Source organism: Nocardioides sp. 503, assembly GCF_004522095.1.
In the GTDB taxonomy this organism is placed as follows: Bacteria; Actinomycetota; Actinomycetes; order Propionibacteriales; family Nocardioidaceae; genus Nocardioides.
Window position 1 is genome coordinate 248391 of record NZ_SPUI01000002.1, and the last position, 15873, is coordinate 264263.

The window sequence follows — 15873 nt, forward strand, 5'->3', positions numbered from 1 at the left end:
GCGGTGTACGCGATCGTGCGCGCAGGCGCCACCCAGCAGAAGGTCGCCGTCGGCGACGTCATCGAGATCGACAAGGTGACGACCGGCGTCGGCGAGTCGGTGACCCTTCCGGTGGTGCTCGTGGTCGACGGCGAGTCCGTCACCTCGACCGGGCTGGACAAGGCGTCGGTGACCGTCGAGGTCCTCGGCGCCACCAAGGGCCCCAAGATCATCATCCAGAAGTACAAGAACAAGACCGGCTACAAGAAGCGCCAGGGGCACCGCCAGAAGTACACCCAGGTCAAGGTCACCGACATCTCTCTCTGAGCCTCGCTCGAGACACACCCGAAGGACTACGAAATGGCTCACAAGAAGGGCGCCGCGTCCACCAAGAACGGTCGCGACTCCAACTCCCAGCGCCTCGGCGTCAAGCGGTTCGGTGGCCAGGAAGTCAACGCCGGCGAGATCATCGTGCGCCAGCGCGGCACCCACTTCCACCCGGGCAGCGGCGTCGGCCGCGGCGGTGACGACACCCTGTTCGCGCTCGTCGCGGGCGCGGTGGAGTTCGGCCGCAAGCGCGGCCGCAAGGTCGTCAACATCGTCCCGGGCGAGTGACCTGACGCTCGCAGCACCACTTCGCGCTAAGGGCGTCCCTGCACGTGGGGGCCGCCCTTTCGCCATTTCTGCACCACCCCGTGTCAGCCCGCACCATCCCCGCACCACAACCGTCTGAGAGGCGGTGCCCCATGGCAGTCCCCACCTTCGTCGACCGTGTGACGCTCCACGTGAGCGCCGGTCGCGGTGGCGACGGCGTCGCCTCGGTGCACCGCGAGAAGTTCAAGCCCCTCGGTGGTCCCGACGGCGGCAACGGCGGCCCGGGCGGCTCGGTCATCCTGCGCGTCGACCCCGACGTGACCACGCTGATCGACTACCACCACAGCCCGCACCGGCGTGGCGAGAACGGCGGCCACGGCGCCGGTGCGCACCGCAACGGCTCGCACGGCGCCGACGTGGTCCTGCCCGTGCCCGAGGGCACGGTCGTCACCGACGCCGACGGCACCGTGCTGGCCGACCTGGTCGGTCCCGGCACCGAGCTGGTCATCGCCCAGGGCGGACGCGGCGGTCTCGGCAACGCGGCGCTGGCCAGCTCCAAGCGCAAGGCCCCGGGCTTCGCGCTGCTGGGCGAGCCCGGCGACGAGCTCGACATCGCCCTCGAGCTCAAGGTCGTCGCCGACATCGGCCTCGTCGGCTTCCCGAGCGCGGGCAAGTCCAGCCTGATCGCCTCCATCTCGCGGGCCCGGCCCAAGATCGCCGACTACCCGTTCACCACCCTGGTGCCCAACCTCGGCGTGGTCACGGCCGGCGAGACGACGTTCACCGTGGCCGACGTGCCCGGCCTGATCGAGGGTGCCAGCGAGGGCCGCGGCCTCGGCCACGACTTCCTGCGCCACATCGAGCGCTGCGCGGCGCTGGTCCACGTGATCGACACCGCGACCATGGAGCCCGGGCGCAACCCGCTCGAGGACCTCGACGTCATGGAGAACGAGCTCGCGCGCTACGGCGGGCTCGAGGACCGGCCCCGGCTGGTCGCGCTCAACAAGATCGACGTGCCCGACGGGCGCGACATCTCCGACATCACCATCGACGACCTGCGCGAGCGCGGGCTCCGCGTCTTCCCCGTCTCGGCCGCGAGCGGCGAGGGCATGCGCGAGCTGACGTTCGCGATGGCCGAGATCGTGCTGGCCGCCCGCGCCGAGCGCGAGGTCGTCGAGGCCCAGCGCATCGTCCTGCGCCCGCCCAGCGCCGGCGGCGGCGACGACTTCACCGTCAGCGACAGCGAGGACGGCTGGCGCGTGCGCGGCACCAAGCCCGAGCGCTGGGTGCGCCAGACCAACTTCAGCAACGACGAGGCCGTCGGCTTCCTGGCCGACCGGCTCAACCGGCTCGGGGTCGAGACCCGCCTCCTGCAGCTGGGCGCGAAGCCCGGGGACACGGTCATCATCGGCGCCGAGGACAACGCGGTCGTCTTCGACTTCAAGCCCGGCATCGACGCCGGCGCGGAGAACCTCGCCCGCCGCGGCGAGGACGAGCGCTTCGAGGAAAAGCGTCCCGCCCACGGTCGGCGCCGCGCGATCCAGGAGGCCATGCCCGAGCGGGCCGAGACCGAGACCCGCGCCGACGTGGCCCGCCGCCTCGACAAGCCCGAGAAGTTCGGTCCCAAGGCCTACACGATCGGCTCGCCCGAGGACCCTGACTGGGCTGAGAGCGACCCCGAGGCATGACCGCGGAGCGGCTCGCGGTGACCGGCGCGCGCCGGATCGTCGTGAAGGTCGGGTCGTCCTCGCTCACCTCCGCCGCGGGTGGGATCGACCCGGCCACGGTCAGCCGCCTCGCCGACGTCCTGGCCGCCGCGCGCGCCCGGGGCGCGGAGGTCGTGCTCGTCTCCTCCGGTGCCATCGCCGCCGGCCTCTCGCCGCTCGGCCTCGCCCGGCGCCCGCGGGGCCTGGCCGCCCAGCAGGCGGCCGCCTCGGTCGGCCAGGGGCTGCTGATGCACCGCTACACCGAGGAGCTGGCCCGCCACGGCGTCGTCGTCGGCCAGGTGCTGCTCACCCTCGACGACGTGACCCGCCGCTCGCACTACCGCAACGCCTTCTCGACCTTCGCCAAGCTCCTCGAGCTCGGGGTGCTCCCCGTGGTCAACGAGAACGACACCGTCGCCACCAACGAGATCCGCTTCGGTGACAACGACCGGCTGGCCTCCCTGGTCGCCCACCTGGTCCACGCCGACCTGCTGGTCCTGCTCTCGGACGTCGACGGTCTCTACGACGCCGACCCGCGGCTGCCGGGCAGCTCGCTGGTGCCCGAGGTGACGTCGTTCGACGAGCTCGACCACGTGCAGATCGGCAAGGCCGGTGCCGCCGGCGTCGGCACCGGCGGCATGCAGACCAAGGTCGAGGCGGCCAGGATCGCCACCGGCGCCGGGATCCCGGTGCTGCTGGCCTCGGCCGAGCACGCCGCCGAGGCGCTCGCCGGGGAGCCGGTCGGCACCTTCTTCCACGCCACCGGCCGCCGCCGACCCATCCGCCTGCTGTGGCTGGCCCACGCCACGAACCCCAAGGGCACGCTCCTGCTGGACGCCGGCGCCGTCCGCGCCGTCGTCGAGCGCCGGGCCTCGCTGCTCGCCGCCGGCGTCACCGGCGTCCTGGGCGGCTTCACCGCCGGCGACCCGGTCAACCTGGCCGGCCCCGACGGGGAGGTCGTCGCGCGCGGCCTGGTCAACTTCGACGCCGACGAGGTGCCGCAGCTGCTCGGCCGCACCTCCCACGACCTCAAGCGCGAGCTCGGCGCGGCCTACGAGCGTGAGGTCGTCCACCGCGACGACCTCGTGCTGCTCTAGGACTCGCTAGGTTGGCGCCATGACCTGGGGGCGCACCTTCTACTGGTGCGCCGTGGCGGTGCTGCTGCTGCCGGCGCTCGCGCTGAGCGGCGTGCGGCTGCTCGAGCCCGACCACGCCCGGGCCATCCAGCTGGGGGCGTTCACGCCCTACGGCCTCCCGCTGTACGCCGCCGCGCTGCTGCTCCTGCTGGCCGGGCTGCTGCGCGGGGCCGGTCGGCGGGCGGTCGTGCTCGGGGGAGCGGCGCTCGCTCTGGCGGGCCTGCTCCTGCACGCGTGGTGGTACGCGCCGCTGGTCACGGGCGCGACGCCCGCCGCGGCCGCGGACGCGACGCCGGTGCGGCTGGTGACCGCCAACCTCTTCAAGGGCGCGGGCGACGCCGTCGAGCTGCTCGAGACGGCCGTGGATGCCGACGTCGACGTGCTCGTGGTCAGCGAGCTCACCACTGGCGCCGTGGCCGAGATGGAGGCCGCCGGGCTGGACGAGGCGTTCCCGCACCGCACCGGCGAGGCCGGCGGCGGCACCGAGGGGACCATGGTGTTCTCCCGGCAGCCGGTCGAGGTGGTGCAGACCCTGGACACGACGTTCGACGGGCTCCTGGTGCGCACCGCCGGCCTGTCCCTGCTCGCGGTCCACCCCTACCCACCGGTGGACCCCGAGGCGTGGCGCGACGACCATGCGCAGATCCGCGCGCTCGCGGCCTCCGGCGACGCCACGGTGATCGCCGGCGACCTCAACGCCACGCTCGACCAGGCGCCGCTGCGCGCGCTCGTCGACGACGGCTTCCGCGACTCCGCCGAGCTGGCCAACGCCGGCGTCGAGGCCACGTGGCCGGTCGGCGGCGACTTCCCGGTCCTCAGCGCCCTGCCGCCCACCGTCGGGATCGACCACGTCCTGGTCACCGACGAGTGGACGGTCACCGAGACCCGCACCGTCGACGTCTCCGGCGCCGACCACCGCGCCGTGCTCGTCTCGCTGGCGGCGAGGGGCGACGGGTGAACGGGCCGCCATCGCCGCCGCCCACCCCGGCCACCCCTGGCTCGAGCGGCTCGGATGAGTCGGCCCCGAGGGGTGAGCCGTACGCTTGACCACGCCATGAGTCACGCCAGCCCCGACCCGGTCGTCTACCTCGACCACGCCGCCACCACGCCGATGGTGCCCGCGGCGGTCGACGCGCTCACCGCGCACCTGCTCGACGTCGGCAACCCGAGCTCGCTGCACGCCTCCGGGCGGCGCGCGCGCCGCATCGTCGAGGAGTCCCGCGAGACGATCGCGCAGGCGCTCAACTGCCGTCCCGGCGAGGTCGTCTTCACCGCCGGTGGCACCGAGGCCGACAACCTGGCTCTCAAGGGCATCTTCTGGGCACGCCAGGGCGCCGACGCGCGCCGTACCCGCATCCTGGTGTCCGCCATCGAGCACCACGCCGTCCTCGACCCGGTCTTCTGGCTCGGCGAGGACGCCGGCGCGCAGGTCGACCTGGTCCCCGTCGACCGCGACGGGCGCCTGGACCTCGACGCCCTGCGTGCGCTCATCGAGCAGGACCCCGCCACGGTGGCGCTGGTCTCGGTCATGTGGGCCAACAACGAGGTCGGCACGATCCAGCCGATCGACGAGGTGGTGGCCCTCGCCGCGGCCCACGGCATCCCGGTGCACACCGACGCCGTGCAGGCCGTCGGCACCCTGCCCATCGACTTCGCCGCCTCCGGCGTCGACGCCCTCACCCTCACCGGCCACAAGCTCGGCGGGCCCTACGGCGTCGGCGCGCTCGTCGTACGCCGCGAGCTCGACGTCACCGCGCTCGTCCACGGCGGCGGCCAGGAGCGCGACATCCGCAGCGGCACCATCGACACCCCCGCCATCGCCGGCTTCGCCGCGGCCGTGGAGCTCGCGGTCAAGCACCAGCCCGACCACGCCTCGCGGGTCGCCGCGCTGCGCGACCGCCTCGTCGCGGGCGTCCTGGAGGCGGTGCCCGATGCCCAGGTCAACGGCGACGCGGTCCACCGGCTCCCCGGCAACGCCCACCTGAGCTTCCCCGGCTGCGAGGGCGACTCGCTGCTGATGCTGCTCGACGCCCGGGGCATCGAGTGCTCCACCGGCTCGGCCTGCTCCGCGGGCGTGCCCCAGCCGTCGCACGTGCTGCTCGCGATGGGCCGTGCCGACCACGAGGCGCGCAGCTCGCTGCGCTTCTCGCTGGGCCACACCTCCACCGAGGCCGACGTCCGTGCGCTCGTCGAGGCGATCGGCCCGTGCGTCGAGCGGGCCCGGGCAGCGTCTCGGTGAAGGTCCTCGCCGCCATGTCCGGCGGCGTCGACTCGGCCGTCGCCGCCGCGCGCGCCGCCGAGGCCGGCCACGACGTCACAGGCATCCACCTCGCGCTGTCGCGCAACCCGGCGTCCTACCGCTCCGGCGCGCGCGGCTGCTGCACGATCGAGGACAGCAACGACGCCCGCCGCGCGGCCGACGTCATCGGCATCCCGTTCTACGTCTGGGACCTCAGCGAGCGCTTCCACGAGGACGTGGTCGAGGACTTCATGGACGAGTACGCCGCCGGGCGGACCCCCAACCCGTGCCTGCGCTGCAACGAGAAGATCAAGTTCGCCGCGGTGCTCGACCGGGCGCTGGCGCTGGGCTTCGACGCCGTCGCGACCGGCCACTACGCCCAGCTGCGCACCGGCGCGGACGGGCTGATCGAGATGCACCGCGCCGTCGACCACGGCAAGGACCAGTCCTACGTGCTCGGCGTCCTCGACCAGCACCAGCTGGCCCACTCGCTGTTCCCACTGGGCGACTCGCCCAAGTCGGCGGTCCGGGCCGAGGCCGCCGAGCGCGGCCTGCTCGTCGCCGACAAGCCCGACAGCCACGACATCTGCTTCGTCGCCGACGGCGACAACGCCGGGTGGCTGCGCGAGAAGCTCGGCGACCGCGCCCCCAACCACGGCGGCGCGATCGTGGACGAGGCCACGGGGGAGGAGCTGGGCCGTCACCAGGGCAGCTACGGCTTCACGATCGGCCAGCGCAAGGGCCTGCGGCTGGGCACCCCCGCCGCCGACGGCAAGCCGCGCTTCGTCCTCGACATCGAGCCGGTCTCCGGCACGGTCACGGTCGGTCCGCGCGAGCGCCTCGCCGTCCACCGCCTGAGCGGCATCAAGCCGCGCTGGTGCGGCAGCGTGCCCACCCGCCTCGACGCCACCGTCCAGCTGCGCGCCCACGGCGACGAGCACCGCGCCGTGGTGGCGACCGCCGGCGACCGGGTCGACATCGAGCTGCTCGACCCCGCCTTCGGCATCGCGCCGGGGCAGGCGGCCGTGATCTACGACGGCAGCCGCGTGGTCGGCTCGGCCACGATCGCGACCACCGCATGATCGCGACCGGCGTCGGGTCGATGCCCGGCGACGACCAGTCGGCCTACGACGAGGCCGTGCGGCTCGTCCTGGGCGAGCTCGCCGACCTGCCCCACCTGCCGGAGGTGCCCGGCCGCGGCGCGCCCGCGGGGATGCTCGGGCGTGGGCTGGCCGTCACCGACGGCCTCGGCGTCGACCTGCAGCCCGCCGGCTGGCGGCTCACCGACGCCTCCGGCGTCGACCACCGCCGCGCCCGCAGCCTGCTCGCGCGGGACCTCGACGGGCTCGAGGAGCAGGGCCAGGACTACGCCGGCGCCTTCAAGATCCAGGTCGCCGGGCCGTGGACGCTGTCCGCGACCGTCGAGAAGCCGCGCGGCGACAAGGTGCTCTCCGACGTCGGCGCGCGCCGCGAGCTGGCGCAGGCGCTGGCCGAGGGCCTGCGCGGCCACGTCCGCGACGTACGCCGCCGGCTGCCGGGCGTCGACCGCCTGGTCGTGCAGGTCGACGAGCCCATGCTCGCGGCGGTCCTGGGCGGCCGGGTGCCGACGGCCTCGGGTTTCGGCCGGCACCGCACGGTCCACCCGCCGGAGGCCTCCGAGCACCTCGGCTGGGTGCTCGACGCCGTCAGCGCCGAGGACGCCGAGCCGTGGGTGCACTCGTGCGCGCCCGAGACCCCCTGGGCGCTGCTGCGCGGCGCCGGCGCCCGCGGCCTCTCGGCCGACCTGGACACCCTGGCCGCACGCGACCACGAGGCGCTCGCCGAGGCGCTGGACGCGGGGGAGAGCGTCGCCCTTGGCGTCGTCCCGTCGGTGGACCCCGGCGTGGCTCCTACCGAGACCGAGGTGACCGAGCGGGTGCTGCGCTGGCTCGACTTCGTGGGCCTGGACCCGGTGAGCGTCGCCGGCTCGCTCATCCTCTCCCCGACGTGCGGCCTCGCCGGCGCCACCCCGGCGTGGTCGGCCCAGGCGCTGCGCCTGCTCTCGGCCGCTGCCCGTCACCTGACCTGAGGGTCGTGTGCCGCAGGCAGCGCAGGGGCGCTGTCCGGGACACACGACCCACACCACCCGTCCACCGGTCCACGAGACGCCGACGGCCCGGCCCCCTTGCGGGGACCGGGCCGTCGACCGTGCGGTGCTGCGGTGTCGGGGTCAGCCGACGTGGACGCCGCCCTCAGGGCCGTCCGTGGCGAGCTCCTCGTGCTTGACGTTGAGGAAGGCCCAGATGGCCGCCGAGCCGAGCGCGATCAGGACCGCGCCGACCAGGAAGGCCGCCGTGGCGCCCTCGGTGAAGGAGCCGAGGAAGGCCAGCTGGCCCGCGTCCGCCGGGGAGGCACCCTTGGAGACGAGGTCGCCGAACAGGTCGGTCTTGGTCCCGTCGGCGTAGTGCAGCGAGACGGTGCCGAGGATCGCCAGGCCGAGCGCGCCGCCGACCTGCTGCATCGTGTTGAGCACGCCCGAGCCGATGCCGGAGTCCTCGGCGCGCAGGTGGTGCACCGCGGTCAGCGTGAGCGGCACGAACACCATGCCCATGCCGACCGACATCAGGATGATGTAGGGGAAGATCGACGCCCAGTAGTTCACGTCGGCACCGAGCGGGTTGTCCGGGGTGACGGCGAGGAGCGCCTCGGTGCTGTTGGGCACGTCGAGCAGGGAGAAGCCCACGAGCGCGGCGGCGGCCATGAGCGTGCCGATGCCGGCGATGAAGCGCGGGTTGATCCGGTTGACCAGGTTGGACGAGAGGCCCGCGCCGATCACGATGCCGAAGGAGAACGGCAGGAACGCGAAGCCCGTGCGCAGCGGGCTGTAGCCCACCACGAGCTGGATGAACAGGCTCAGGAAGTAGAACATCGCGAACATCGCGGCCGGCACGAGCGCCATCACCAGGAAGCTGGTGGCGCGAGTGCGGTTGGCGAAGACCCGGACGGGCAGCAGCGGGTGCTTGACCCGCGACTCGATGAAGGCGAAGACCGCGAGCAGCACGACGCCGGCCGCGAGGGACGCGATCGTCCAGGTGTCGCCCCAGCCGTGGGCCTCCTCGCCGGCGCGGCTGAAGCCGTAGACCAGGCCGAGCAGGCCGAGGGTTCCGGTGATCGCGCCGGGCACGTCGAGCCAGCCCGGGTGCGACTCGGACTCGTTGAGGTAGCGCGGAGCCAGCGAAGCGGCGATGAGGCCGATGGGGACGTTGATCAGGAAGGTCCAGCGCCAGCCCTCGAGGCCGAGGACCGGGTCGAGACCGGTCAGCCAGCCACCGAGGATCAGACCGACCGCCGCACCCGCGCCGGACATGGCCGCGTAGACCGCGAACGCACGGTTGCGGGCCGGGCCGGCCGGGAAGGTGGTGGTGATCAGGGCGAGCGCGGCCGGGGAGGCCAGTGCGGCGCCGAGACCCTGCAGGCCACGCGAGGCGAGCAGCATGGCCTCGTTCTGGGCGAAGCCACCCACGAAGGAGGCGACCGCGAAGATGACCAGGCCGGTCATGAAGATGCGGCGGCGGCCGTAGAGGTCGCCGAGGCGTCCACCGAGGAGCAGCAGGCCACCGAACGCCAGCGCGTAACCGGTGACGATCCAGGTGAGGTTGGCCTGCTCGATGTTGAGGTCCTTGCCGATGAACGGCAGGGCGATGTTGGCGATGGAGGCGTCGAGCACCACCATGAGCTGGGCCATGGAGATGAGGACCAGCGCCCATCCGAGGTGGAGCTTCCTCTCCTCGGTGGGCTCGGGGGCGTGCCCCTCGAGGGCTTGTACGTCGGTCATGATTCTTCTTTCTGGACGGGCACGGACTGCACGCCGCAGGTGGCGGCGGGCAGGATGATCTGGTCGATGACGCGGGTGACGAGGTCGGCGTCGGGGATCTCGCCGAGCATGAAGAGGCGCTGCAGCACGATCCCGGGGATGGCCGGGGCGAAGAGGTCGATGTCGAGATCGGCGCTGATCTCGCCACGGGCCTGGGCCCGCTCGTAGACGACGCGACTGAGCGCCGCCTTGGGTCCGATGAAGTCGCTGCGGAACTTCTCCGCGAACTGCGCGTCACGGCTGATCGCGGTCAGCACGCTGGCGAAGATCGAGATCTGCCGGGGGTCGGTGACGCCCCCCATGCCGCAGAACGACGCCACGAGGTCGTCGCGCAGGTTGCCGGTGTCGGGCGTGGAGAACTCCTCCTTCATCGACACCAGGGCGTCGATGACGAGGCTCGCCTTGTCGTTCCACCGGCGGTAGAGGGTCGCCTTGGACGCCCGCGCACGGGTGGCCACGGCGTCCATGGTGAGGCGGTCGTAGCCGACCTCGGCGAGCGCCTCGAGCGCCGCGTCGAGGATCTGCTGCTCGCGGTCGCCCTCGACACGGGGTCGCTGGTGGGTGGCCCCGGTGTCGCTCGTGAGACTGGTGCTGGTGTCGTGATCGGTGCTGGTCATGGGGCCCTCCCCTCGAATGTGACGACCGTTACTGGATGAAACGAAACGGTTCCGTTTCATGCCGAACAGCGTAGGCAGGGCGCCCATTCCCGGCCAAGCCATTTTTCTTTTCGGGCCGGTGAACACTTCCGCACGCGCCCGCGCGGATCCCGCCCCGACCTGCCCCGGAGGGGTGTGCGCGGTGTCGGCGGCACGCGGCAGGATGTGCCCATGAGCGACGCCGCCGACGAGCAGCCTCAGCAGCCCGCCAGCCCCGTGGATCCGGCGACCCCCGAGGCTCGCGACGAGCACCAGCGCCTGACCGAGGAGGTCGAGGACGCCCGCTGGCGCTACTACGTCCTCGACGATCCCACGCTGTCCGACGCCGACTTCGACCACCGGATGCGGCGCCTGGAGGAGCTCGAGGAGGAGTTCCCCGACCTGCGCACCCCCGACTCCCCGACGCAGAAGGTCGGGGGAGCGGTCTCGACGGAGTTCACCGCCGTCGACCACCTCGAGCGCATGGAGAGCCTCGACAACGCCTTCTCCTTCGAGGAGCTCGAGACCTGGCACGCCCGGCTGGCGCGCGACGGCATCGAGTCGCCCGACCTGCTGTGCGAGCTGAAGGTCGACGGCCTGGCCATCAACCTGCTCTACGAGAAGGGCCGCCTGGTCCGCGCGCTCACCCGCGGCGACGGGCGCACCGGCGAGGACGTCACCCCCAACGTCAAGACGATCGACGCCATCCCGCACCGGCTGGCCGAGTCGGCGACGTACGCCGTGCCGGACCTGCTCGAGGTCCGCGGCGAGGTCTTCCTGCCCCGCGACGCCTTCGACCGGCTCAACGCCTCCATGGCCGACGCCGGCAAGGCGATGTTCGCCAACCCGCGCAACGCCGCCGCCGGGTCGCTGCGGCAGAAGGACCCCCGGGTCACCGCCACCCGCGCGCTCGGCATGGTCTGCCACGGCATCGGCGCCCGCCGCGGCTTCGAGCCGACCGCGCAGTCCATGGCCTACGACGCGCTGCGCGAGTGGGGGCTGCCGATCTCCGAGCAGGTCAAGGTGCTGCCCACGCTCGAGGAGGTCCAGGGCTACGTCACCCACGCCGGCGAGCACCGCCACACGATCGTGCCCTACGAGATCGACGGGGTCGTGGTCAAGGTCGACGACGTGTCCCTCCAACGACGTCTCGGCTCGACCAGCCGCGCGCCGCGCTGGGCGATCGCGTTCAAGTACCCGCCCGAGGAGGTCAACGCCCGGCTCCTCGAGATCCGCGTCAACATCGGGCGCACCGGCCGCGCCACGCCCTACGGCGTGATGGAGCCGACGCTGGTGGCCGGCTCCACCGTCGAGAACGCCACGCTCCACAACTTCTACGAGGTCGACCGCAAGGACGTCCGCCCCGGCGACCCCGGTGACACGGTCATCCTGCGCAAGGCCGGCGACGTGATCCCGGAGATCCTGGGGCCGGTGCTCGCCCTGCGGCCTCCCGGCCTCGAGCCGTGGGTGCCACCCACGGTGTGCCCGACGGAGTACGGCGGCTGCGGCACCCCGCTGGTCGAGCAGAAGGAGGGCGACAAGGACCGGCGCTGCCCCAACCACCAGTTCTGCCCCGCCCAGGTCCGCGAGCGCGTCTTCCACGTCGCCGGCCGCGGCGCCTTCGACATCGAGGGCCTCGGCTACGAGGCGGCCACGGCCCTGCTCGAGGCCGAGGTCATCGGCAACGAGGGCGACGTGTTCGACCTCGACGAGGACCGCCTGCTGCGCACCGACCTCTTCACCCGCGCCGCCAAGAAGACCGAGCTGGACGACGCCGTGGAGGGCCGGGTCCTCTCGGCCAACGGCCGCCGCCTGCTCGACAACCTCGGCAAGGCGCTCGGCGTCCCCCTCTGGCGGGTCCTGGTCGCGCTCTCCATCCGCCACGTCGGCCCCACCGCCGCGCGGGCGCTGGCCCAGGAGTTCGGCTCCATGGCGGCCATCCGCGGGGCCGCCGAGGCCGAGCTGGCCGCCGCCGAGGGCGTCGGGTCCACGATCGCCGAGGCCGTCATCGAGTGGTTCTCCGTCGACTGGCACCGCGAGATCGTCGACAAGTGGGAGGCCGCCGGCGTCACCACGGAGGACGAGCGCGACGCCTCGGTCGACCGCACCCTCGAGGGACTCAGCATCGTCGTGACCGGCTCGCTGGTCGACTTCAGCCGCGACTCCGCCAAGGAGGCGATCCTCAGCCGCGGCGGCAAGGCATCGGGCTCGGTGTCGAAGAAGACCGACTACGTCGTCGTGGGCGACAACGCCGGCTCCAAGGCCGACAAGGCCGAGCAGCTCAAGGTGCCGATCCTCGACGAGGACGGCTTCAAGCAGCTGCTGGCCGAGGGGCCGCCGGCTTCGGCTCCCGACGAGGCCTCCGACGGGTGACGCGCCGGCCGGACGGCCACCCTAGGATTGACCCATGCCTGAAATCTCCAGGGACGAGGTGGCCCACCTCGCCGACCTCGCCCGGATCGACCTCGACGACGCCGAGCTCGACCACCTCGCCCCGCAGCTGTCGGTCATCCTCGAGTCGGTGGCCTCGATCAGCGGGGTCGCGGGCGACGACGTACCGCCCACCTCGCACCCGATGCCGCTGACCAACGTCTTCCGCGAGGACGTCGTCACGCCGAGCCTCACCGCCGAGCAGGCGCTGTCCGGCGCCCCGGCCAGCGACCAGCAGCGTTTCATGGTCCCGCGCATCCTGGGGGACGAGCAGTGAGCGCCGGAGCCGACCTGACCCGCAGGACCGCCGCCCAGCTGGCCGACGCGCTGGCCGCGGGGGAGACCACCTCGGTGGAGGTCACCCAGGCCCACCTCGACCGCATCGGCACGGTCGACGGTGCCGTCCACGCGTTCCTCCACGTCGACGCCGAGGGAGCCCTCGCCCAGGCGGCCGAGTCAGACGCCCGTCGCGCCGCGGGCCGCCCCGCCGGCGCCCTCGACGGGGTCCCGATCGCGGTCAAGGACGTCCTCGCCACCGAGGGGCTGCCGACCACCTGCGGCTCCAAGATCCTCGAGGGCTGGGTCCCGCCCTACGACGCCACGGTGGTGAGCCGGCTGCGCGCCGCCGGGCTGCCGATCCTGGGCAAGACCAACATGGACGAGTTCGCGATGGGCTCCTCCACCGAGCACTCCGCCTACGGCCCGACCCACAACCCCTGGGACCTCGACCGGATCCCCGGCGGCTCCGGTGGCGGCTCGGCCGCCGCCGTCGCCGCCTTCGAGGCGCCGTTGGCGCTCGGCACCGACACCGGCGGCTCGATCCGCCAGCCCGGCGCCGTCACGGGCACCGTCGGCGTGAAGCCGACCTACGGCTCGGTCTCGCGCTACGGGCTGGTCGCGCTGGCCAACTCGCTCGACCAGGTCGGTCCGGTCACGCGCACGGTGATGGACGCCGCGCTGCTGCACGAGGTCATCGGCGGGCACGACCCGCGCGACTCGACGTCGATCACCCAGTCGGTCCCCGACCTCACCGACGCGGTCCGCCGCGGCGCGACTGGCGACCTGACCGGCGTACGCATCGGCGTGGTGAAGGAGCTCGGCGGCGACGGCTACCAGGACGGCGTGCAGGCGCGCTTCGCCGAGGCCGTCGACCTGATGGTCGCCAACGGCGCCGAGGTGGTCGAGGTGTCCTGCCCGACCTTCGTGCACGCGCTGGCCACTTACTACCTGATCCTGCCGGCCGAGGCGTCGAGCAACCTCGCGAAGTTCGACGCGATGCGCTACGGCCTGCGGGTGCTGCCCGAGGGCATCGACAGCCCGAGCGCGGAGGACGTCATGCGCGCCACCCGCGACGCCGGCTTCGGCGACGAGGTCAAGCGCCGGATCATCCTCGGCACCTACGCGCTGTCCAGCGGCTACTACGACGCCTACTACGGGCAGGCGCAGAAGGTCCGCACGCTGATCTCACGCGACTTCGACGCGGCCTTCCAGCAGGCCGACGTGCTGGTCTCGCCGACGGCGCCGACCACGGCGTTCAAGCTGGGGGAGAAGCTCGACGACCCGATCGCGATGTACCTCAACGACCTCGCGACCATTCCCGCCAACCTCTCCGGCGTGCCCGGCATCTCGGTGCCCGGAGGCCTCGCCGAGGAGGACGGCCTGCCGATGGGCGTGCAGATCCTCGCCCCGACGATGGCCGACGACCGCGTCTACCGCGTCGGCGCGGCGCTCGAGACGCTGCTCGCCGACCAGTGGGGCGGCCCGCTGCTCGACCGCGCCCCCGCCCTGAACGGAGCATCCTGATGACCGACACCCTCGTCCCGTGGGACGACGTCCTGGCGGCGTACGACCCCGCGCTCGGCCTGGAGGTCCACGTCGAGCTCAACACCCACACCAAGATGTTCTGCGGCTGCCCGGCGGTCTTCGGCGGTGAGCCGAACACCCAGGTGTGCCCGACCTGCCTCGGCCTGCCCGGCGCGATGCCGGTCGTCAACGGCAAGGCGGTGGAGTCGGCGATCCGCATCGGCCTCGCGCTCAACTGCGAGATCGCCGAGTGGTGCCGCTTCGCGCGGAAGAACTACTTCTACCCGGACATGCCGAAGAACTTCCAGACCTCCCAGTACGACGAGCCGATCTGCTTCGAGGGCTGGATCGACGTCGAGGTGGAGGGTGAGACCTTCCGCGTGGAGATCGAGCGCGCCCACATGGAGGAGGACACCGGCAAGTCGCTGCACGTCGGCGGCGCCACCGGTCGCATCCACGGCGCCGACTACTCGCTGGTCGACTACAACCGCGCCGGCATCCCGCTCATCGAGATCGTCACCAAGCCGATCATGGGCGCGGGCGCCAAGGCCCCGGCCGTCGCGCGCGCCTACGTCAGCCAGCTGCGCGACCTGATCCTGGCGCTCGGAGTGTCCGAGGCCCGCATGGACCAGGGCAACCTGCGCGCCGACGTCAACCTGTCGCTCGCGCCCAAGGGCACCGGTGGCCTCGGCACCCGCACGGAGACCAAGAACGTCAACTCCTTCCGCTCGGTCGAGCGGGCGGTGCGCTACGAGATGCAGCGCCACGCGGCGGTGCTCGACGCCGGCGGGGCGATCTTCCAGGAGACGCGCCACTGGCACGAGGACACCGGCGTGACCACCGCCGGTCGCGCCAAGTCCGACGCCGACGACTACCGCTACTTCCCCGAGCCCGACCTGGTGCCGGTCGCGCCGAGCCGCGAGTGGGTCGAGGAGCTGCGCGGGACCCTGCCGGAGAACCCGGTCGAGCGCCGGGCCCGACTCCAGTCCGACTGGGGCTACACCGACCTCGAGATGCGCGACGTCGTCGCCTCGGGCGTGCTCGTGCCGATCGAGGAGACCGTCGCCGCCGGCGCCTCCCCGCAGGCCGCCCGCAAGTGGTGGAGCTCCGAGCTGGCCCGCCGCGCCAACGACGCGGGCGTCGACGTCGTCGACCTCGGCGTCAGCCCCGCGCAGGTCGCGGCCGTCCAGGCGCTGGTCGACGCCGGCACGGTCAACGACAAGCTGGCCCGTCAGGTCTTCGACGGCCTCATCGCCGGCGAGGGCACGCCCGAGGAGATCGTCGCCGCCCGTGGGCTCGCGGTGGTCTCCGACGACGGCGCGCTCGGTGCCGCGGTCGACGCCGCCATCGCCGCCAACCCCGACGTGGCCGACAAGATCCGCGACGGCAAGGTCGCCGCGGCCGGCGCCCTCATCGGTGCGGTCATGAAGGAGATGCGCGGCCAGGCCGACGCCGCCCGCGTGCGGGAGCTGGTGCTCGAGAAGCTCACCTGAGGGCC

Annotated in this window: 14 protein-coding genes; 12 read left to right on the top strand and 2 right to left on the bottom strand. The window is 72.9% G+C overall.

Translation table 11 applies throughout. The annotated features are described in order from the left end of the window. Positions 1 to 3: 3 nt before the first annotated feature. The 8 genes from rplU (at position 4) to E4622_RS02160 (ending at position 7722) form a co-directional block, all read left to right on the top strand. Positions 4 to 306: a 50S ribosomal protein L21 gene (rplU, locus tag E4622_RS02125; RefSeq protein WP_134738439.1), complete on the top strand. Its 303-nt coding sequence runs from the start codon at positions 4 to 6 to the stop codon at positions 304 to 306. Between the two features lie 33 nt (positions 307 to 339). Continuing rightward, complete coding sequence (gene rpmA / locus E4622_RS02130) at positions 340 to 594, top strand: 50S ribosomal protein L27 (RefSeq protein ID WP_091027082.1); 255 nt, start codon at positions 340 to 342, stop codon at positions 592 to 594. A 131-nt stretch (positions 595 to 725) separates the two neighbouring features. Further along, on the top strand, positions 726 to 2261 hold the full coding sequence (gene obgE / locus E4622_RS02135) for a GTPase ObgE (protein ID WP_134738440.1): 1536 nt from the start codon (positions 726 to 728) through the stop codon (positions 2259 to 2261). Next, positions 2258 to 3376, top strand: coding sequence for a glutamate 5-kinase (proB, locus tag E4622_RS02140; protein ID WP_209021748.1), 1119 nt, complete (start codon positions 2258 to 2260; stop codon positions 3374 to 3376). The genes obgE and proB overlap by 4 nt, the downstream gene beginning before the upstream one ends. 19 nt (positions 3377 to 3395) lie before the next feature. Beyond that, positions 3396 to 4373, top strand: a complete 978-nt coding sequence (locus E4622_RS02145; protein WP_134738441.1) for an endonuclease/exonuclease/phosphatase family protein — start codon at positions 3396 to 3398, stop codon at positions 4371 to 4373. 96 nt (positions 4374 to 4469) lie between these two features. Next, positions 4470 to 5654 carry a cysteine desulfurase family protein gene (locus E4622_RS02150; protein ID WP_134738442.1) on the top strand — a complete coding sequence of 395 codons (1185 nt, stop codon included), beginning with the start codon at positions 4470 to 4472 and terminating at the stop codon, positions 5652 to 5654. After that, entirely contained in the window at positions 5651 to 6736 is a 1086-nt protein-coding gene (gene mnmA / locus E4622_RS02155; protein WP_209021807.1) for a tRNA 2-thiouridine(34) synthase MnmA, read from the top strand. The genes E4622_RS02150 and mnmA overlap by 4 nt, the downstream gene beginning before the upstream one ends. Continuing rightward, positions 6733 to 7722 (top strand): methionine synthase, encoded by a 990-nt coding sequence (locus E4622_RS02160; RefSeq protein ID WP_134738443.1) that lies wholly within the window; start codon positions 6733 to 6735, stop codon positions 7720 to 7722. The genes mnmA and E4622_RS02160 overlap by 4 nt, the downstream gene beginning before the upstream one ends. Before the next feature lie 141 nt (positions 7723 to 7863). Here E4622_RS02160 and E4622_RS02165 read toward each other — a convergent pair whose 3' ends face one another. Continuing rightward, the gene (locus E4622_RS02165; protein WP_134738444.1) at positions 7864 to 9468 is read right to left on the bottom strand and encodes an MFS transporter; all 1605 of its coding nucleotides are present in this window, start codon (positions 9466 to 9468) and stop codon (positions 7864 to 7866) included. Further along, complete coding sequence (locus E4622_RS02170; protein ID WP_134738445.1) at positions 9465 to 10124, bottom strand: TetR/AcrR family transcriptional regulator; 660 nt, start codon at positions 10122 to 10124, stop codon at positions 9465 to 9467. The genes E4622_RS02165 and E4622_RS02170 overlap by 4 nt, the downstream gene beginning before the upstream one ends. A 210-nt stretch (positions 10125 to 10334) precedes the next feature. Here E4622_RS02170 and ligA point away from each other — a divergent pair, with 210 nt between their 5' ends. The 4 genes from ligA to gatB are packed head-to-tail and all read left to right on the top strand — an operon-like array spanning position 10335 to position 15868. After that, entirely contained in the window at positions 10335 to 12515 is a 2181-nt protein-coding gene (gene ligA, locus E4622_RS02175) for an NAD-dependent DNA ligase LigA (protein WP_134738446.1), read from the top strand. A gap of 34 nt (positions 12516 to 12549) precedes the next feature. Continuing rightward, positions 12550 to 12849, top strand: a complete 300-nt coding sequence (gatC, locus tag E4622_RS02180; RefSeq protein WP_134738447.1) for an Asp-tRNA(Asn)/Glu-tRNA(Gln) amidotransferase subunit GatC — start codon at positions 12550 to 12552, stop codon at positions 12847 to 12849. Then, a complete protein-coding gene (gene gatA / locus E4622_RS02185; RefSeq protein WP_134738448.1) occupies positions 12846 to 14375 on the top strand; it encodes an Asp-tRNA(Asn)/Glu-tRNA(Gln) amidotransferase subunit GatA in 1530 nt (509 codons plus the stop codon). The genes gatC and gatA overlap by 4 nt, the downstream gene beginning before the upstream one ends. After that, complete coding sequence (gatB, locus tag E4622_RS02190; protein WP_134738449.1) at positions 14375 to 15868, top strand: Asp-tRNA(Asn)/Glu-tRNA(Gln) amidotransferase subunit GatB; 1494 nt, start codon at positions 14375 to 14377, stop codon at positions 15866 to 15868. Before gatA ends, gatB begins: the two co-directional genes overlap by 1 nt. The last annotated feature ends 5 nt before the right edge of the window (positions 15869 to 15873 follow it).